This is a genomic window from Pseudomonas sp. BF-B-15 (assembly GCF_019946675.1).
GTDB classification, from domain to species: Bacteria; Pseudomonadota; Gammaproteobacteria; order Pseudomonadales; family Pseudomonadaceae; genus Aquipseudomonas; species Aquipseudomonas migulae.
The window spans coordinates 1-19566 of the sequence record NZ_JAGYFZ010000106.1; the positions used below are offsets into that span (position 1 = coordinate 1).

At 62.8% G+C, this 19566-nt stretch carries 14 protein-coding genes; 12 read left to right on the forward strand and 2 right to left on the reverse strand.

What is annotated here, in order from left to right:
• Positions 1–285 precede the first annotated feature (285 nt).
• Both KGA97_RS24870 and gspG read right to left on the reverse strand, forming a co-directional pair.
• Positions 286–1473: a type II secretion system F family protein gene (locus KGA97_RS24870; RefSeq protein ID WP_008043385.1), complete on the reverse strand. Its 1188-nt coding sequence runs from the start codon at positions 1471–1473 to the stop codon at positions 286–288.
• Between the two features lie 12 nt (positions 1474–1485).
• On the reverse strand, positions 1486–1935 hold the full coding sequence (gspG, locus tag KGA97_RS24875) for a type II secretion system major pseudopilin GspG (RefSeq protein WP_008043382.1): 450 nt from the start codon (positions 1933–1935) through the stop codon (positions 1486–1488).
• A 195-nt stretch (positions 1936–2130) separates the two neighbouring features.
• Between gspG and KGA97_RS24880 the strand changes: the two genes are divergently transcribed.
• From KGA97_RS24880 to KGA97_RS24935, 12 genes are all read left to right on the forward strand, one after another.
• Positions 2131–2739, forward strand: a complete 609-nt coding sequence (locus KGA97_RS24880; RefSeq protein ID WP_192228723.1) for a lytic transglycosylase domain-containing protein — start codon at positions 2131–2133, stop codon at positions 2737–2739.
• 308 nt (positions 2740–3047) lie between these two features.
• Positions 3048–8858 (forward strand): manganese-oxidizing multicopper oxidase MnxG, encoded by a 5811-nt coding sequence (mnxG, locus tag KGA97_RS24885; protein WP_223481687.1) that lies wholly within the window; start codon positions 3048–3050, stop codon positions 8856–8858.
• Between the two features lie 518 nt (positions 8859–9376).
• Positions 9377–11329, forward strand: coding sequence for a cytochrome D1 domain-containing protein (locus KGA97_RS24890; RefSeq protein WP_223481688.1), 1953 nt, complete (start codon positions 9377–9379; stop codon positions 11327–11329).
• A 13-nt stretch (positions 11330–11342) separates the two neighbouring features.
• Positions 11343–11999, forward strand: a complete 657-nt coding sequence (locus tag KGA97_RS24895; protein WP_223416612.1) for an SCO family protein — start codon at positions 11343–11345, stop codon at positions 11997–11999.
• Positions 11996–12616 carry an SCO family protein gene (locus tag KGA97_RS24900; RefSeq protein WP_008043374.1) on the forward strand — a complete coding sequence of 207 codons (621 nt, stop codon included), beginning with the start codon at positions 11996–11998 and terminating at the stop codon, positions 12614–12616. Before KGA97_RS24895 ends, KGA97_RS24900 begins: the two co-directional genes overlap by 4 nt.
• 9 nt (positions 12617–12625) lie before the next feature.
• Positions 12626–14176: an ABC transporter substrate-binding protein gene (locus tag KGA97_RS24905; protein WP_207286691.1), complete on the forward strand. Its 1551-nt coding sequence runs from the start codon at positions 12626–12628 to the stop codon at positions 14174–14176.
• 15 nt (positions 14177–14191) lie between these two features.
• Positions 14192–15145, forward strand: a complete 954-nt coding sequence (locus KGA97_RS24910; RefSeq protein WP_223481689.1) for a peptidylprolyl isomerase — start codon at positions 14192–14194, stop codon at positions 15143–15145.
• Between the two features lie 223 nt (positions 15146–15368).
• Positions 15369–15902, forward strand: a complete 534-nt coding sequence (locus tag KGA97_RS24915; protein WP_008043360.1) for a response regulator — start codon at positions 15369–15371, stop codon at positions 15900–15902.
• 84 nt (positions 15903–15986) lie between these two features.
• Positions 15987–17693, forward strand: coding sequence for a GspE/PulE family protein (locus KGA97_RS24920; protein ID WP_008034012.1), 1707 nt, complete (start codon positions 15987–15989; stop codon positions 17691–17693).
• Positions 17674–18477, forward strand: a complete 804-nt coding sequence (locus KGA97_RS24925; RefSeq protein WP_008043355.1) for a hypothetical protein — start codon at positions 17674–17676, stop codon at positions 18475–18477. The genes KGA97_RS24920 and KGA97_RS24925 overlap by 20 nt, the downstream gene beginning before the upstream one ends.
• A gap of 1 nt (position 18478) precedes the next feature.
• Complete coding sequence (locus KGA97_RS24930) at positions 18479–19024, forward strand: PilN domain-containing protein (protein WP_223437523.1); 546 nt, start codon at positions 18479–18481, stop codon at positions 19022–19024.
• Positions 19011–19559 carry a GspMb/PilO family protein gene (locus KGA97_RS24935; RefSeq protein WP_008043352.1) on the forward strand — a complete coding sequence of 183 codons (549 nt, stop codon included), beginning with the start codon at positions 19011–19013 and terminating at the stop codon, positions 19557–19559. Before KGA97_RS24930 ends, KGA97_RS24935 begins: the two co-directional genes overlap by 14 nt.
• The last annotated feature ends 7 nt before the right edge of the window (positions 19560–19566 follow it).

Below are 19566 nucleotides of genomic sequence, written 5' to 3' on the forward strand. Positions count from 1 at the left end.
CCACCAGAGCCGCCACCACCCCCACCATCCTTGGCCTGAGCGCTCGATACGCCGGACAGGCTGTCCGGAATCAATACGGTAGACGCCGACAAAACCGCGCCAATAGCTACTGCCAGTAAAAGCTTGTTGATGTGCATGTCGTTCTCCGTCTTTTTATTCAGGTTGGAACGTTGATGAACAATGCAACTTGCTGCTCGATTCAGTGGGAGAACACTGCAACGTTCCGGTTTATTCAGTTGCAACGTCGATGAACGATGAACGGTACGAGTCGACCCTGTCCCGGGGTCAGTGAATGCTCGAGGCCAGTTCGAATATCGGGATGTACATCAGGATCACGATGACCCCGATCAACAGGCCGATGAAGGTCATGAGCAAGGGTTCGAACAAGCGTACGAACCATTCGATCCAGCGGCTGATTTCTTCGTCGTAGAAATCCGCGCTGCGTTCCATCATTTGTCCGAGGTTGCCGGACTGCTCGCCGGCACGTAGCAAGCGCAGGGACACCGGCGTCACGAGGTGATTGAGCTCCAGCGCCGTCGACAGCGATTGCCCCTCGCGCACCCGCTCGCAGGCCTGGTCCAGGCGCACGCGGGAGGCCGCGGTGAGCAGGCCACGGACCATGCCCATGGCGGTGACGAGAGGAATGCCGCCCTGCAGCAGAATCCCCAGCGAGCGATAGAAGCGCGCCAGTTCGTACATGAAGATGCGTTGATGGACTGCCGGGAGCTTTTCGATCACCCGGTCCACGCCCCGACGAAAGGCCGGTTGGCGCTGGAGGAAGGCGAGGGCGACGACGACCGCCGCCAAGGTGCCGAAGAATTCACCCTGGTGAGCATGCAGGAACATCCCGCTGTTCATCAGCACTTGTGACAGCCACGGCAGGTTATTGCCCAGCCCTTCGAACACCAGGCTGAAGCGCGGCACCACGTAACCCATCAGAAACAGCACCACGCCACCTCCCACCACCAGCAACAGCATGGGGTAGATCGAAGCGCTGACGATCTTCTGTCGAACCTCGTCCATGCGCTGGCGATAGCTGACATAGCGGCCCAGCGCATCGCCCACCGCGCCGGTCTTCTCGCTGGACTGCACCAGTGCCACATAGAGCGGGGGGAAAACCGCTGACAACTGACCCAACGCCTGGGAGAACGATTTGCCCTCATAAAGCAGGCGCACCAGTTCACTCAAGGTTTTGCGGGCCTGTGGCGCGGTTTCTTTTTCCGCCAGGCTTTCCAGCGCATCGATCAACGGCAGGCCGGCGTTGAGCAGGGTGGTCAGCTCCTGGCTGAACAGCACCAGGTTGAACGTCTCGCGCTTTTGCAGACGCAACGCCCGCCAGTGCTTTTCGGCTTGCAGGCTGACGACCCGCAGGCCCTGGTCTTCGGCAATGCGTCGGGCCTCGCTGTCCCCATGGGCCTCGACCGTCATCGAGACCACGCCAGCCTTGCCGACGGCCTTGAGATGAAAGCGCATGCTCGCCTCCCGTCACTGCCAACTGGTGATTTCGGCGTTTTCGCCTTCGCCGCCGGGTTGACCGTCCTTGCCCATGGACAACAGGTCGTATTCACCGTTTTCGCCGGGGTAGCGGTAGGTGTAATTGCGGCCCCACGGATCCTGCGGCAGTTTTTTCGCCAGGTAGGGGCCGGTCCAGCGGGTTTCGTCACTGGGCGCGGTGACCAGCGCCTGCAAACCCTGCTCGGTCGACGGGTAATGGCCGACCTCCAGGCGGTACAAATCCAGCGCTTTGCCCAGGCCTTCGATTTGCGCCTTGGCCACCTTCACTTCGGAGCGGCCGAGTTGGGCGAAATACTTCGGCGCGACGATGCCGGCCAACAACCCCAGCACCACCAGCACCACCAACAGTTCGAGCAACGTGAACCCGCGCTGGGCTCGCGGTGAGCCGTTACGCGGGGCACAACACAGACGATGATTCATGATGACCTCACACAGTCGGCAGAAGGGTCGCCACAGAGGCTCATGCAATTGCCATGCTCACCCCCGGACATCCTGCCGCAACCCCTGAATTACTGGCCTTCGCGCTTACGGCACAGTGCTTGCGTATGGCTGGTTCACTACCGGTCATTGGGGCAATAGCCCCATTTTTCGGGGACGGTCAGGGGAGACAGAATAATGAAAACACTCACCACTGGACTGCTCGGCTGCATGCTGCTGGCAGGCACAGCTCAGGCCGATGTATTCGTTTCCGTGGACAGCAAGGGCAGCTACGTTTTGTCCAATGTCCACCGCCCCGGCCGTACCTATGAACGGGTGATCCGCGAGCCTGAATCGGCGCAGGTCAGCCTTGATCAACAGCCACAGATGATTGCCCGGCAACCCTATGCCGAGCTGGTTTCGGCGGCTGCCAAGGCCAATCAATTACCGGCGGCGCTGTTGCATGCGGTGATCCAGGCCGAGTCCCACTACGACTCCGGCGCGACCTCATCGAAGGGGGCTGGCGGGCTGATGCAATTGATGCCCGATACCGCCCGGGAAATGGGCGTGACCAACGTCTATGACCCCAAGGCCAACATTCAGGGTGGGGCCAAATACCTCAAGCGCCTGATGACCCTGTTTGACAACGACATCGCGCTCGCCGTGGCGGCCTACAACGCCGGGCCGCAAGCGGTGCTGAGCCGTGGCGGGGTGATCCCGCCGTTCGCCGAAACCCGCCGTTATGTGCCGAGCGTGCTGCGCCAATATCGCCGCTTGCAAGGCCTGGCCGTGGATGCGCCGCTGTGATGGGTGATGGCCCCACATGTGGGGCAACACATTCATCTGTAGGAGCCGGCTTGCCGGCGAAAGCATTTTCACAATCACCACCTGTCCACAAATCCGATCGCCAGCAAGCCGGCTCCTACAGGTGTGGGCGTCTTGGTGGAATCAGAGGGCAACCCGAATGGTGGGGATTGGGTGGGGAATATCCCCCGACTTATCAAGTCGTTTACGTAGCTAGCTGAAAAATAACAAAAAAATTTATGGCATGCGGATTGCTCAAAGGGATTTGTCGAGAATCATTCCCGTGAGTACCCAAAGCGAGGCCCGTGATTATGACCGGCATTCCCCACGCTCATCATTTGGTTAACTTGCTGCTGCTTGTTGCACCCCTGTTTGGCATCGAGTTGGCCGAAGCCGCCGTGCGTTGTGAACGAAATCTGGTGGCGAACGTCGTGGCGCTGGATCAACCGCTCATGTTCAACCGCCTCGGCGCACAAAACGCCAACGGCATGATGTTCGCCCTGCGTCGTGATGTGGTCGACGATCACAATGTGTCCCTGGCCTACGGTGGCGCAGCGGTGCCGGGCAAGGTTTCGCTGCGGCCCGACAAGCGTCCGCGTCCATTGGTGTTGCGGGTTGCCGCCGGTGACTGCCTGACCATCAATTTGCAGAACCTGCTGGCCTATCAGGCCAACCCTGGCAGTCACGACAGCGGCGAGGAAGAAGAGGGGGAAATCGAGGGCGAGGTAGAAATCGGCAACGCGGAGCAGTTCAAGGTTGATGAGCAGGTCACCGACCGCCACGTCGGCTTTCAGGTCAATGGTCTGCAGGCGGTCAACAGCATTGACGACATTTCGGCCTACACCGGACGCAACCCCAATACGCTGGTTGCCCCCGGCGCGACCCGTTCCTACACCTTGTACGCCGAGCGTGAAGGGGCGTTCGCCGCCAGCAGCCGCGGTGCAACGTTCGGTGGTGAAGGCGATGCGGGCAACGTCGCCAATGGCCTGTTCGGCGAAGTGGTGGTGGTGCCCAAGGGCGGCCGCACCTATCGCAACACCGTGACCGAAGAAGAAATGCGCCTCGCCAGCACCGGCCGCACGCCGGCCGGTCAACCGATTGTCGATTACCAGGCACGCTACCCGCAGCGTGAACCGTGGATTCGTGAAGGCAAGGCCGGCACGCCGATCATCAACATGGTCGACGGCAACGAAATCATCTCCAGCGAGAGCGATGCGATCGTCATGGGCAGCTACGCCGACGGCAGCTTCCCACCGTCGACCTATCCGCTGGAAGCCATCGGCAAACGCAACCCGGCGCTGCCTAACCGGCTGGAACCGTTCCGCGATTTCGCCTCGCAATTCCAGGATGAAACCGCCGCGACCCAGGCATTCCCCGCGTACTGGGAAGACCCGGTCATGGGCCACGTGCTGGAGCCGACCCGCGATTCGTTCATGATCAACTACGGCTCCGGCGGCATGGGCGCCGAAGTGGTGGCCAACCGGTTAGGCGTCGGGCCGATGCACGATTGCCTGTCTTGTGCCTATGAAGAATTCTTCCTCAGCTCGCACACCGTCGGCGACGTGGCGATGCTGGTGGACGTACCGGCCAACGCCGGTCTGGAAAGCATCCGGCCGGGCGAAACACCGCGCGCCGATCAGGTCGGGGTCAAGGCGACGATGGCGCTGTATCCGTCCGAGCCGTCCAACGTCAACCACAGCTACATCGGTGACTTCGTCAAATTCCGCAACACCCACAACGGCCACGAACAACACATCTTCCACCTCCACGGGCACCAGTGGCTGTTCAATCCCAACGACGACAACTCTGACTATGTCGACGCCCAAGGCATCGGGCCGGGCGCCGGCTACACCTATGAAATCGCCAACGGCGGGTCGGGCAACCGCAATCGCGTTGCCGGTGATGCGATCTATCACTGTCACTTCTATCCGCACTTCGCCCAAGGCATGTGGAGCATGTGGCGGGTGCATGACGTGTTTGAAGAAGGCACCCGACTCGAGGTGTCCCAGCAGGGCGCCGACGGTTATCACAGCGAACCTTATGCACTGCGCAGCGGTAAACCGGCCGCTGGCGCCCGGGCCTTGCCCGATGGCGAGATCATTGCCGGCACGCCGATTCCAGCGGTCGTGCCGCTACCGGGCAAAGCCATGGCGCCGATGCCGGGCAAGGTCGTGGTCGTGCCGAAAGTCGGTGAGACCCTGGTGGCTGGCAATGGCGATGATGAAGACGGCGACGGTGAGCAAAGCGGTGGGGCCCAGGCCATTGGCTCTCTGGCGCTGGTTGACCGCAGCTACGCCAACCGCAACGCCGACGGCAGCCTGAAAAACCCTGGTTATCCGTTCTGGATCGGTGGCATGGAAAGTTCGGTCGGCCAACGTCCACCAACCCCACCGCTGGACATGCTCGACGCCGCCAAGGCCTATGCCTTGAAAACCAGCGGCAATGCCTTGTGGGCCAACCTCGATCCGGCGCAGTCCGGTGGCTGGGACGGCGGTTTGGGACGCCATTCCCTGGACGGTTTCTCTGCCGGTGGCGAGGCGAACACCGTGACCACCTCGCTGGATTTCTCCAAGGAAGTGACCCGCGCCAAAGCGCTTTACCTGCCGGAAGAGGGCACCGAAGTCGAACAGGCGGCCATGGCCTTCCACGCGAAAAAAGACCACCCGAGCTTCGCCGTGCTGCCCGGCAATCAAATCGTCGCACGCGCCTTCCGCACTAACGGTGCGCTACCAGTCGCCGGTGCACCTTTCTACGAACCGTGCATGGACGACCGGCAAAAACGCCTGACCAGCAGTGCCGGCATGGGCGAGTTTTTCAGCGGCGAACGGCTCGACGGCATGTCCTTCAGCGGGGCCTCGACCTTCACGGCTGACCGGCCACGGGTCTACAAAGCGGCGAACATCCAGTTCGACGCGGTCTACAACAAGGTCGGCTACCACTTCCCGCAAGCGCGCATTCTGGCCCTGTGGGAAGACGCCTGGCCGGTGATCACCAAGCAGCGTCCGCCAGAGCCTTTGGTGATGCGCATGAACACCCTCGACTGCGTGCAATACCAGCAAACCAACCTGGTGCCGGCCACCTATGAAATGGACGACTATCAGGTGCGCACGCCGACTGACGTGATCGGCCAGCACATTCATTTGCCGAAATGGGACCTGACGGCGGCGGACGGATCGGCCAACGGCTGGAACTACGAAGACGGCGTACTTTCCCCCGGTGCGGTGCAAGAACGCATCCACGCCATCCGCGAGTTCAACCAATGCCAGGGCACTGACCCGCGTGACGGCACACCGGCCTGCCCGAAAGCTAAAAACCACCCGTACTTCGGCCAGTTTGGCCGGGCCGACTGGGTCGGGGCGCGCACCGCGATGCAGCGCTGGTTTGCCGACCCGGTGGTGAACAGCAAAGGCGTCGATCGTGGCCTGGGGACCATTTTCACCCACGATCACCTCGGGCCATCGACTCACCAGCAGATTGGTCTGTACGCCACCGTGCTGGCTGAACCGGCCGGTTCCACCTGGTTCCACGCCGAAACCGGCGAGCCGTTGTACAGCGGCGCGCGCCAGGATGGCGGGCCGACTTCGTGGCAAGCCGTGGTGTCCACCGGCGATCTGGATGGCGACGGCAAGAACGACAGCTTCCGTGAGTTCTTCCTTGAGTACAGCGACTTCCAGCATGCCTATGAAGCCGGTGTGTACGTGGGCGCGGGTCCCAACGGGGTGCCGAATCCACAAGCGTTCCCGGCCACTGCGGACAGTTTCCGCTACGCGATCAATCCGCCGGTGCGCAACAACGCCAGCACCCTGTTGGACGGCATTCTCGAAGTGCAGGGCGGTATGGTCCCCGGTTGCCCGAGCCGGCCGTGCCCACAAGCGATTTCGGTCGATGACCCCGGCATGTTCGTGGTCAACTACCGCAACGAACCGCTGGCCCTGCGGGTATACGACCCCTACAAGATCGGCCCTGACGGCAAGCGCGGCATGCAGGCCTACGGCCTCGGCGGCGATCTGGCGTACGCCATGCAAAGCCGCACCGACCGTGCGATCCCGGCGATGAACCAGGCGCCGAACCTGATCACCGCCGCCACCGGCCCGACTGGCGGCACCACCTTGTTCCCGCCGCACATCAACCGTGGCGGCGCTGAACCGGGTGATCCGTTCACGCCGATGCTGCGCACCTACACCGGTGACAACGTGCGGTTGCGGGTGCATGCCGGCGGTCACGAAGAAGAGCACAACGTGACCCTGCACGGGGTGAAGTGGCTGCAAAGCGGTTCCGGTTACGGCAACAGCTCCAACTCGGGTTGGCGCTCGTCGCAAATGATCGGGATCTCCGAGCAGATGGGCTTCATTGCGCCGGTCTCGATGCTGTCCAGCTCGGCGGCGACCACGGGTGATTACCTGTACTCGATGGACGCCTCCCTCGAAGGTTACTGGAGCGGGATCTGGGGCGTGATGCGCAACTACACGGCCCAGCGCAGCGATCTGTTCGCGCTGCCGAACAACCCGAAACCGGCGGGAATGCGCAACACCGTGGCGTTCGACGGAACCTGCCCACGGATCAGCGCCAACCCGAACGGCATCGGCACCCGGCCGACCGTGCAACGCAACTATGAAGTGGTTGCGGCACTGGCCAACGACATTCTCGGCAATCCGCTGAACCTGGTCCTCGGCGATCCGGAGGGCATCGGCCAGCATGTCGGCGGGCCGTTGAATCCGGCAGGCGGCACCCTGGTGTACAACTCGCGGGTGGTCAATATCCCGCAGGTCACCGTGACCGATCCGGAGGATGGCGAAACCATCACCATCGGCGGGCAAAGCGGTCCGCTGCATGACCCGACCGCGATCATTTACGTGCGCAAGTCTGACCTCGACACGGTCACCGGCAAGCTAAAACCCGGTGTGCCTGTCGAACCGCTGGTGCTGCGCGCGACGGCGGGGGACTGCATCAACATCACCCTGGAAAACCGTCTGCCCATGGTCATGCCGGACTTGACCCAGACGGCGGTGATGCAAGGCATCGTCAAACGTGATCGCAACAGCGGACAGGGCTCGACCACCTTCAGCAACAACCTGATGCGGCCGTCCAGCCACGTGGGCCTGCACGCCCAATTGCTGGCGTACGACATCACCAAATCCGACGGCACCAACGTCGGCGCCAACCCGATCCAGACCGTGCCACCACGGGTTGGCAACAGCGGCGCCTACCCGAGCCGTACTTATCAGTACTACGCCGGGCACCTGGAGCGTGAAGGCAAACCGATCACTCAACTGGGCCGCAACGTCGACAACATCAACGCCACGGCCGTGGAGTTCGGCGGGTTGAATTTCACCCCGGCGGACGTGATCAAGCAACCGCAGAAAGGCCTGGGTGGCGCGATGAGCATCCTGCCGGTCGGCGCTACCTGGGTGGACGACGCGCGCAAAGTCACGGCGACGGTCACCGCCCCGGGGCAGACCCCTTACCGCGACTTTGCGATGGTCTGGCAGAAAGCCTTGAACATTCGCTGGGCCAATGGCCGGCCGGTGGAAGGCATCGCTGCCGAAGGCTTCGGTGTGCCGACCGATCCACAGGACAACTCGAGCATGGCCATCAACTACAAGTCCGAGCCGATATGGTTCCGCTTCGGCCTGGCGCCGGATGCGCCGTTCGGTCACGCCGACGGCGCGGGTTACGGCGACGTGCCCAACGCGCACATGGCGTACAGCAATGCGCTGGTGGGCGGCGATCCGCAGACGCCGGTGCTGTATGTGAAACCGGGGCAACCGTTCCGCACGCACATCCTGATGCCATCCGGGGGTAGCCGCGGCACGACCTTCCAGCTGGACGGTCACGTCTGGTCGGTCAACCCGTTCCAGTCGGAGAAGAGTGACACCAGCGGTTATCCGATGAGTACGCCTGGCGTGGGTTCGGTGCGGTTCGGGCTCAACCCGATGTCGATGTACATCGGCGCCCGCGAAAGCATCCTGCCGGCGGCGCACTTCAGCTTCATGCACCCGAGCGCCGGGGGCAGCAACGCGATACCGGGCGACTACCTGTTCCGCGATTACGGCGCCTACGGCAATACCGCCGGGCTCTGGGGCTTGTTGCGCGTGACCAACGAACCAGAACCGGCACCGTAGACGTTGTGCGACACCAGCCCTGTAGGAGCGAAGCTTGCTCGCGAAGGGGACACCTCGGTTGTAGGTGGTATGGCGGATGACGCCTTCGCGGGCAAGCCTCGCTCCTACAAGGGATCGGGTTCACACAGGGCAAATTGTAGGAGCTGGCTTGCCAGCGATGGCGGCCGTGGGATTGATGCAAGGCGTGAAGGCCTCATCGCCAGCAAGCCGGCTCCTACAAGGGATTGGGTTCACACAGGGCAAATTGTAGGAGCTGGCTTGCCAGCGATGGCGGCCGTGGGATTGATGCAAGGCGTAAGGGCCTCATCGCCAGCAAGGGATTGGGTTCGCACAGGGCAAATTGTAGGAGCTGGCTTGCCAGCGATGGCGGCCGTGGATTGATGCAAGGCGTAAGGGCCTCATCGCCAGCAAGCTGGCTCCTACAAGGGATTGGGTTTGCAGGGTTCGAAGTGTAGGAGCTGGCTTGCCAGCGATGGCGGCCGCAAGACAGGCGCAGATCTGTAAGGGGAGAAGGTGACATGAACAGGACCACTGCAATTGCCGGTTGTGCGCTGGTTGTCGGGCTGGCGTTGATCTGGCTGGGCGTCTGGCGCACGACTCCGCCCGACATGCTCAGCGAGATAGCGCTACCGGACACCTGGAGCGGTCAGACGCTGGAGCGTGACGGCGTGTCCGTAACCCTGCAAATGCAGCCATTGGCCGAGGACGGTGTGCTGCGCGAAGGCGAGTTTGCCGACGTGCTCTTCCGGGTCAGTGACAGCGCTTCGGGCCAACCCCTTTCCGGCGTCAACCCCGGTGCCTGGCTGGACCCGGAAACCGTTGCCGCCGATCTGGCCCAGGGCCGTGACCGGAGCTGCAAATCCCGGGTCGGGGTGTTCCTGAAATCGAGCATCGGCGCACGGCCGCTGCTCGACCTGAACAGCTATTTCCTGCTGGTGATGAACCGTGATGCCAGTGTCTCCGTGGTCGATCCGTCGGTCTCGGTGGGCGGCATCACCAGCACCATGGCCCGCATCGACCTCAAGCGGCCGCCGATGGATTGGGTCACACCGAAGGACAACAAACGCGTATTCATCTCCATGCCCACCGCCGGCGAAGTGGCGGTGATCGACAGCGAGCAGTTCAAGTTGATCGCCTCGGTGGCCGCCGGCACCCACCCGGTGCGCGTAGCGTTGCAACCGGACGAGCGCCTGCTGTGGGTCGGCAACAATGCGCCGAAGGCCGAAGCGTCCGGGGTCACCGTGATCGACAGTCAAAGCCTGAAGCCGCTCAAGCACCTGGCCACCGGCGCCGGGCATCACGAAATCGCCTTCAGCAAGGACAGCCGGTTTGCCTTCATCACCAATCGCGACGACGGCACGCTGAGCATCATCGACATCGCCAGCCTGACCCTCAGCAAGCAACTCAAGACTGGCGCGCACCCTTTGTCGGTGGCGTACTCGCCGCTGTCCCAGGCGGTGTACGTCGCCGACGGCAAGGACGGCACCGTGACCGTGGTCGACACCGCCAGCCTTGACGTGCGCCGGGTGATCAAGATGAAACAGGGCCTGGGCCCGATGGGCTTCAGCGCCGACGGACGATTTGGCATCGTCCTCAACACCCTGGAAAACCAGGTGGCCGTGATCGATACCGCCACCGATTCGCTGGTCCATGAACTGGACGTGTCCGCCGAACCGTATCAACTGGTGTTCACCAAGGCTTACGCCTATGTGCGCGGGCTGGCGTCGCCCAAGGTGACGATGATCAACCTGTCGTCGCTCGGCGAAGGTCGCCAGCCGATCAGCCAGGGTTTCGAAGCCGGGCCCCAGGCGCCACGGCTGGCCGGCGATTTGCCACTGGCGTCGAGCCTTGCGGTATCGCGGGACGACAACGCGGTGTTTGTGGTCAACCCAGTGGACAACACCACCTATTTCTACGCTGAAGGCATGAACGCACCGATGTCCGGTTACCCCAATCGCGGGCAAGTGGCGCGGGCGGCGATGGTCATCGACCGCAGCCTGCGCGAAGTCGAGCCGGGGCTGTACAGCGCGCGGGTCAAACTGCCGCCGGCCGGGCGTTTCGACGTGGCGTTCCTGCTCAACCAGCCGAACATCATCCATTGCTTCACGACGCTGGTTGAACCGGATACCCGCCTCAGCCGACACCCCGGCGTACCGAAAGTCGAATTCCTGCTCGACAACGCCACGGCCGCCCTCGGCAGCCCGTACACCGTGCGCTTTCGCATCGTTGAGGGCCAACAGAAAGCCCAGCGCAGCGGCGTGAAAGACGTGCAGGTGCGCTACTTCCGCGCCCCGACTTCGCGGGCCCGGGAAGTCGCGGCCCTTGAGGTCGGCAACGGAATCTACGAAGCCCCAGTGACGCTCGACCAGAACGGCGCCTGGTACCTGCACGTGCGTGCGGCGTCCCTTGGCGCGAATTTCGATGACAAGACCTTTGCCAGCGTTCGGGTCCTGCCCGGCGATGCCCGTTGAAGAGGAAATTGACATGAACCGATTCGCACACCGTGGACTGCTGACGTTCTGCCTGTTGACCGTCGGCGTGGGGCAAGCCCTGGCGCACTCGGCGGATGAGCACGCCGGGCACGACATGCCGGCCAAAGGCGCCCGTTCGGAAAGTGCCCAGGTCAAATTCGCCGACGTCGCGCTGGTGGACCAGAACGGCAAACCGGTGCGTCTGGAGAAGGATCTGGTGACCAACAAAATCGTGGTCATGAGCTTCATTTACACCAGTTGCACCACGGTGTGCCCGGTGGTGTCGTCGATCATGGGCAAAGTGCAGAAACAGCTGGGCGCGCGGGTGGGCACCGAGGTGCAACTGGTCTCGATCAGCATCGACCCGCAGCGCGATGACGCCAAACGCCTGAACGCCTACGCCCGCAGCTTCCAGAACGGTCCGGGCTGGAGCTGGCTGACCGGCAGTGCGCAATCGATCGACGCCACCCTCAAAGGCCTCGGCACGTTCAGCGGCGACTTCAAGAACCACCAGCCGCTGATCCTCGTCGGCGACGGCAACAGCCGCCACTGGACGCGCTATTACGGCTTCACCGACCCGACCGTACTGACCCGTGAAGTGGAGAAACTCAGCGGCCAACGCAACAGCCACGCCAAACACACCGCCATTGCCATGGAGCAGCAACCATGAGAGTCATCGACTGGGTTGCGTTGAGCCTGTGCTTCTGGATTTTCAGCTCGTTGGCCTTCGCTCACGAAGGGCACGAAGAACCCGCACCCGTCGTGGCCACCGCGCAACCATCGAGCGGTACGCGCGATGCGAAAACCTGGTTTACCGACACGCCGTTGCAGGACCAGAACGGCGAGACCCTGCGCTTCTACAGCGACGCGCTGCATAACCGCGTGGTGCTGCTGAACGTGATTTTCACCAGTTGCACGGATGCCTGCCCGCTGATCACTCGCAAGCTCAAGGAAGTGCGTGAGTTGCTGGGCGATAAAGCAGACGGGATTACCTTTATCTCCCTTACCAGTGATCCGCTGCGGGATACCCCGGCGGTACTCAAGGCTTACACCTTGAAGCAGGGCGTCAATGGCCCCCACTGGCTTTTTCTCACTGGCGACAAGGCGCAAATGGATCTGGTGCTGGGGCGCATCGGCCAGATCGTGCCGACTCCCGAGCAACATTCAACGCAACTGATTGTGGGTGACGTGGCCAACAAACGATGGAGCAAAATCCGCCCCGATGCCCCGGCCGCCGCCATTGCCCAGCGCTTGCAATTGCTGACAATGCCCGTGGCCGGTCGCTGAGCCCGCACCATGAAAATCTCCCTGATCCTCGGCCTGTTCCTGATCGGCAATCTTCATTGCGCTGCCGATACGTTGCCCTTGAACCCTGACGAAAGTGCCGGCAAACGGCTGTACCGCGAGGGCGTGTCGGGCAGCGGTGAACCGATCATGGCGCGTATCGGGGCGACGGGCATGTTGCTGCCGGCCACCAGCCTGCCGTGCGCCAACTGCCACGGCACCGATGGCCTGGGCCGGCCCGAGGGCGGGGTGCGTCCACCCGATCTGAGCTGGTCGCGGCTGACCAGCACCTATGGCCAACGGCACGTCAATGGCCGCAACTACCCGGCGTACACCGACGGCACCCTGGCGCGGGCGATTCAGGAGGGGCGCGATTCCGCCAACAATCGCCTCGACCCGGCGATGCCGCGGTTCGTGCTTTCGATGAAGGATCAGCGCAACCTCACGGCCTACCTCAAACGCCTGGCCGATGAGCGCGACCCCGGCCTGACGCCTGACAGCCTGCACCTGGGCACGTTGTTGCCGAGTCAGGGGCCGTTGGCGGAGGAGGGCGCGACGGTGGCGGCGGTACTCAAAGGCAGCGTGGCGCGAATCAACAAGGCGGGGGGGATTCATGGCCGGCAGGTGCGCCTGACGATCCTCGACCCGGGGCCGGACCCTGTCAGTGCCGGGCGGGCGCTGGATCAGTTGATCTATCAGGAGCAGGTGTTTGCCCTGATCGCGCCACTGGCGCCGGCACTCGACACGCAACTGGTTTCGCGTCTGGAGCAGGCGGGCATTCCGTTGATTGGTCCGCTCTCGTTGCAGGGTACGGCGCAGAGCAGTCGACAGATTTTTGAACCGATGCCAGGGGTGCGCGAGCAACTGATCGCCCTGGCCGATTACGCCACCGGGAGTTTGCGCGTGCTCCAGGGCCCGACGCTGATTACCTACACGGACGATCCCGGTCAACGACTGGCGGCTCATACCCTGCGTCAGTATCTGCAAGATCACGCCTGGCAAAATGTCAGCCTGCAGGCCTACGACCCGGTAAAGGACCAACTGCCGCTGGGCTCGCGCTCATTGTTTTACCTAGGCTGCGGTAGCGATTTCAGTCTGCTCGCCGAAAGGTTGCAGAGGGCGGGGCAGGTTCCTTACCTGTTCGCCATGGCGAATCAGGTGGCGGGTGACCTTTTGCGAGTGCCCAGTGGTTTTTCCCGGCGGTTGTTCTTGTCCTATCCGTTCGTGCCCAGCGACTGGACCCTGGCCGGGCGCCTGGCCCTGATCCAGTTGCGCGAACAGCAGGGGCTCGGTGGCCAGCACGCGGTGCTGCAAGTCGGCGCGTTCAGTTCGATGCTGCTGCTCAGCGAAGGCATGAAGCAGGCCGGGCGCGACGCCAGCCGCGAGAAGCTGATCTATGCGCTGGAAGGCCTGCATGACTTCGACACCGGGCTGACCCCGCGCCTCAACTTCGGGCCGGGCCAGCGGCTGGGCTTGAGCGGCGCGCATATCGTCACCGTGGATTTGCCCGACCAGCGCTTCTATCTGGTCGCCCCTTACAAGCCCATTACCGCGAAACCCTGACCGGAGGCCTCGATCATGACGCTCAAGACTCTGTTGATCCTGCTGACGCTGTGGCTGCCGGTGGCGTTCGGCAGCAATGGGCCGGTCGCCGCGCGGGTCAATGGCGAGGAGATTTCCCAGTTCCGCCTCGAACGCTATTTTGCCGAGTACCTGGAGGACCAGGGCCGGGCGCTGGGCAGCATTCGTAATCCCAAGGCGTACAAGCAACTTCGGCAAAAGGCGCTGGACGCATTGATCGACCGCGAGTTGCTGTGGCAGGAAGCGGTCAAGCGTGGGGTGGTGATCAGCGATGCCACCGTGCAACGCCAGGTTGATCAGACCCGGCAGGCCATTGGCGGTGCCGAGAAATTCGCTCGACGCCTGGAGGACGCAGGTTTCGACGAGACCGGTTTTGTCGAATACACCCGCCGTGAACTCGCGGCTCAGCAGGTCTTTGCCGAGCTGACCAGCGTCGAGGGGCCGGACGAAACACAGGTCCGCGCGTTCTATGAAGAACACCGTGCGCAGATGAGCCAGCCCGAAGCGGTGCAGGCACGGCACATCCTGATCAAGGTTGCCCAGGACGCCGATGCCGCCACAGTCGAAGCGGCGCGGCTACGCTTGGTGCACATGCAGGCGACAATCCGCCAGGGCGCGGACTTCGCCAGCGTGGCCCGGACGGGGTCCGAAGATGCCTCGGCGAGTGAGGGCGGAGATCTGGGCTATTTTCCACGTGGACGCATGCTGCCAGCGTTTGAAGCGGCAGCCTTTGCCCTGGCACCGGGCGCGGTGAGTGAGCCGGTTCGCACGGCACTGGGCTGGCACTTGATCCAGGTGCAGAACCACAGGGAGGTGACCGATGTCACAGAGGTGCAAGGGCTTGAGATGGTCAGGGCGTACCTCGATCGACAGCAACAGGCTCAGGTTCGCCTGCAGGTTTTGGCGCAACTGCGATCGCGTAATCGAATCGAACGAATTGACGATGAATGAAGGTTCCCCCCCAATAGTGGGGAAAAGCTTCAGGGCAATTCCGTGTGCGCCCCCGCCTTTGGGGGGGCGGTGTATTTGGGCGGAAAGGCTTTTTTATGAAAATCAAACACATGCAGTGGTGAAACACCCAGCACCCAGCCTGGCATGAAGTGTGCGTTAGCCTCGGTAAGGCGAGCACTCTGCCAGGTTCGGAACTCGGGCCTGCGGTTTCAAGGAGTCCACCTTGTTAAACAAAGTACTGGTTGTCGATGACGAACAGCTTCTTGCACAAAACCTCAAGGATTACCTTGAGGCGCAAGCACTGGACGTCCGGGTTGCACATGACGGTGCGGCGGCTATCGGCGAAGCCGAGCAGTTTGCACCCGATGTGATGGTGTTCGATTACCGCTTGCCCGATATGGAAGGCTTTGAGGTGCTCGATGCCATCCGCCGGAACAGGAACTGTCATTTTGTGCTGATTACCGGGCACCCGACCGCTGAAGTCTGTGAGCGGGCCCGGCAGGTGGGAGTCAGCCATATCCTGTTCAAACCGTTTCCAATGGCGGAACTGGCCCGTGCAGTCTGTGACCTTCTGGGGATGGAGCGCGAACCCAAAGCAGGCGCGCGCACATCCGAGGGGTTTGTCGAACGACGCCAGAGCAGGACCGAGAGTTTCCCGCTGCAGTTGTACGACGGCAGTTGGGTGCTGGCGGATCGTCGACGCAATCCCTCGACGTCCAAGGCACCAGACGACGAACAATTGCTCACCGGGGAGTAGTGGCGCGACCAGCCGTTGCGGTAACCGCCGTAATTGCTCGCCGCGTCGACAGGGCTCAAAGCCCCCGGCGTTGGAGAGCAAGCCATGGACCGTCTATCCCTTGCCGTCGAACCGGCGCAGTTGGAATCCGTACCGTCGCGCTTTTCCAGTGAGCAATTGGCCCAGGCCCGATCACTGGCCGCCAGTTCCGGCGAGCGGATGCTCGAAGCCCTCGGGGTGTTGTGCGAACTGGCCCCCATGCCCTTCATCCAGTGCCTCGGCGCCACCCTGCATTATCCGGTGCTCGACACCGACAACCTGTTCAAGTCCACTCCCGTATTCGACAGGGTCACCCTGGCCCAATGCCTCAAGCGCGAATTCATTCTGTTGCGCCACGACGAGGAGATCATCGGCGTGTTCGCCGATCCGTTCGACACGTCGCGCCTGGCCTGGATCGATGACTGCCTGCACGGCGCGCCCCTGTATCTGGTGCATGCCGACGACCTGAAAGCCTATCTGGCACGTCACGAAGAGAGCTTCCATGCGGTGGAATCGCTCAACGCCCAGGCCGATGCCAACATCGAAACCGACACCCTGCAAAGCCTGTCTCTGACCAGCATCAGCGAAGACGCCAGCGTCGTCGTCAAACTGGTCAACTCGACCCTGTACGACGCCTTGAAAATGCACGCCAGCGATATCCATTTGGGCACCACCGGCAGCGGCCTGGTGATCAAGTACCGCATCGACGGCGTGCTCAACAACATCAGCAAGATCCAGGGCAGCGAGTTTGCCGAGCAGGTGATTTCCAGGGTCAAGGTCATGGCCGAACTGGACATCGGCGAGAAGCGCGTGCCCCAGGACGGTCGCTTCAAGATCGGCATCAGTGGCCGGCAGATCGACTTCCGGGTCTCGATCATGCCGAGCATCTTCGGTGAAGACGCGGTGCTGCGGGTGCTCGACAAACAGGACCTGGCGGACAAGGTCTGCGGTGTGCAGTTGCAGGCCCTGGGCTTTGAAGACGAAACCTTGCGTCAACTGCGCAGGCTGGCCGCTGAACCCTACGGCATGGTGCTGGTGACCGGCCCCACCGGCAGCGGCAAGACCACCACGCTGTACGCGATGATCACCGAGATCAACCACGGCGTGGACAAGATCATCACCATTGAAGACCCGGTGGAATATCAGTTGCCGGGCGTGCTGCAAATCCCTGTGAATGAAAAGAAGGGCCTGACCTTCGCTCGTGGCTTGCGCTCGATCCTGCGTCATGACCCGGACAAGATCATGGTCGGTGAAATCCGTGACCCCGACACCGCGCAAATCGCCGTGCAATCGGCGCTCACCGGCCACCTGGTGTTCACCACGATCCACGCCAACAACGTGTTCGATGTCATCGGCCGGTTCACCCAGATGGAAATCGATCCCTACAGCCTCGTCTCGGCGCTCAATGCCGTGCTGGCGCAGCGCTTGATCCGCCTGGTTTGCACCAGTTGCAGCGCGCCGTGCACCCCGACCGATGACGAACTGCTCGCTTCGGGTCTCGACCCCCACAACGTCGATCACTTCCACTTCGTTCACGGCAAGGGCTGCGGGCATTGCCGGGGCACCGGTTATCGCGGGCGCACGGCGATCGCCGAGCTGCTGCACCTGGACGACGAGCTGCGGCAGATGATCGTCGAGCGCCAACCGATTTCGAAAATCAAAACCCATGCGTGCAAACGTGGCTTGCGTCTGCTGCGCGAGTCGGCGCTGGAACTGGTTCAGGAAGGGCGCACCACGCTCGAGGAGATCAATCGTGTCACTTTTGTCTCGTGATCGTTTTATCGCCGTGCTCGGCGCCAGTGGCGTCGGCCTCGCCCAGCGTCGTGGCAGCGAAACCCTGTGGCTGGGCAGCGTCGGTTTTATCGACGAAGGCTTCCACGCCTGGGCGGTGGCGCTGGACACCCTCGATCATCTGCTGGCCGATCACACCCACGCCGGTGCCGAGTTGAGCGTGGTGATTTCCGGGCACTTCAGCCGTTTCTGCCTGGTGCCCTGGAGCGAACAGATCAGCAGCCCGGACGAATTGCTCGGGTTTGCCCGGCTTTGCTTTGAAGACCTTTATGGCGTGCCGACGCAACCCTGGAGCCTGGTGCTCTCGCCGGAACCGGCCGGCTACGACCGGGTCGCCAGCGCACTGCCACAGGATTTGCTGACGCGTCTGCGCACCCTGGTCAGCGCCCGGGGCCTGCGCCTGCGTTCGGTGCAGCCGTACCTGATGACGGCGTTCAACCACTTCGATAAAAGCCTCGATACCGGCGACTTCCTGTTCGTGGTCGCCGAGCCGGTACGCAGCGTATTGCTGCTGGCCCGGGAAGGCCGCTGGGCCTCGGTGCGTTCGGTGGGCACCGGCGACAGCGACGCCGCACTGACCGCGTTGATCGGTCGTGAAAGCCAATTGCAGGCCTCCACCAGCGAGCGGCCACTGAACGTTTACCTGCATGCGCCCGCGCGTATCGATGTGCAACCCGACATTCCCGGCGTGCACTTGCGCACCCTTGAAGAAGACCGGACAACCGTACGCGATGGCTTGTACGTCATGTCCCGGGCGGTGGCCTGACATGCGCGCCCTGATGCTCGACTTTCAGCCGCGCCGCCGCTCGGGCCCTCTGGGCTGGAGCCTGCTGGCCGTGGGCGTGGTGTTGAGCCTGATTTGCGTGCTGGTTCAGCAACACCTCAGTGATCAGACCGCGCAACAACAGGGTCATCTGCAAACCGCCCAGCGCGTCCTCACCGGCGACGACGGCGGCACGGTCAGCCTGACCCCGGCGCAAATCCGCGAGCAGGCACAAAACCTCGCCGAGATGCGCAAGGTCTCGCAGCAACTGCGCCGGCCGTGGGAGCGCCTGTTCGCCATGCTCGAAGCCATGCCCCGGGGCGATATCGCCTTGCTGACCCTGACCCCCGACGCGCGCAAAGGCCAGGTGCGCATCAGCGCCGAGGCGAAAGACCTCGACGCCATGCTCGACTTCCACCGCAACCTGGAGGCCAGCGACGAGCTGTCCGATGTGTCGCTGCTGAGCCACGAAATCGTGGCCAACGTGCCCGAGCACCCGGTGCAATTCAACCTGTCGGCTACCTGGGAGATTGGCGATGCAAATCCCTAGACTGATCGTCCACGAATACCTGCAAGGCCTGGGCATTCCCGGTCTGGCAGGGATGGCGCTGCTGGCGTTGGCATCGGTCTATGGCCTGGCAGGCTTGATGCCGGACTGGCAGTCGCTGCAACAGCTCAGCCAACAGACCCGCGAAGCCAGTGAATACCTGGCCAGGGTTGAAGACGGCAGCGTCGCCGCGCCGGTGGTGCCACAACGTCAGCTCGACGACTTCCGCAGCAAGCTGCCTTCGCAGCCGCAAGCCACGGTGGCGATCGACAAGATCTACGCGTTGGCGGCCCAGGAACACATCACCCTGGCACGCGGTGAATATGCCCTGGGCATCGACCCCAAGACCCATCTGGCGCGCTATCAGATTCTGCTGCCGGTGCGTGGCAGCTACCCGCAACTGCGGCGCTTCCTGCATGCCTTGCTCGGTCAGTTGCCGGCGGTGGTGGTGGAGGACGTGGAGTTCCAGCGTAAAAAGATCGCCGACACCGACCTGACCGGGCGGATCCGCATGACCCTCTACCTGTCGAGGTCATGATGAATAC

Coding starts and splice junctions, on each gene's coding strand:
- KGA97_RS24870 (WP_008043385.1), bottom strand. CDS start 1,473: ATGCGCTTTCATCTCAAGGCCGTCGGCAAGGCTGGCGTGGTCTCGATG.
- gspG (WP_008043382.1), bottom strand. CDS start 1,935: ATGAATCATCGTCTGTGTTGTGCCCCGCGTAACGGCTCACCGCGAGCC.
- KGA97_RS24880 (WP_192228723.1), top strand. CDS start 2,131: ATGAAAACACTCACCACTGGACTGCTCGGCTGCATGCTGCTGGCAGGC.
- mnxG (WP_223481687.1), top strand. CDS start 3,048: ATGACCGGCATTCCCCACGCTCATCATTTGGTTAACTTGCTGCTGCTT.
- KGA97_RS24890 (WP_223481688.1), top strand. CDS start 9,377: ATGAACAGGACCACTGCAATTGCCGGTTGTGCGCTGGTTGTCGGGCTG.
- KGA97_RS24895 (WP_223416612.1), top strand. CDS start 11,343: ATGAACCGATTCGCACACCGTGGACTGCTGACGTTCTGCCTGTTGACC.
- KGA97_RS24900 (WP_008043374.1), top strand. CDS start 11,996: ATGAGAGTCATCGACTGGGTTGCGTTGAGCCTGTGCTTCTGGATTTTC.
- KGA97_RS24905 (WP_207286691.1), top strand. CDS start 12,626: ATGAAAATCTCCCTGATCCTCGGCCTGTTCCTGATCGGCAATCTTCAT.
- KGA97_RS24910 (WP_223481689.1), top strand. CDS start 14,192: ATGACGCTCAAGACTCTGTTGATCCTGCTGACGCTGTGGCTGCCGGTG.
- KGA97_RS24920 (WP_008034012.1), top strand. CDS start 15,987: ATGGACCGTCTATCCCTTGCCGTCGAACCGGCGCAGTTGGAATCCGTA.
- KGA97_RS24930 (WP_223437523.1), top strand. CDS start 18,479: ATGCGCGCCCTGATGCTCGACTTTCAGCCGCGCCGCCGCTCGGGCCCT.
- KGA97_RS24935 (WP_008043352.1), top strand. CDS start 19,011: ATGCAAATCCCTAGACTGATCGTCCACGAATACCTGCAAGGCCTGGGC.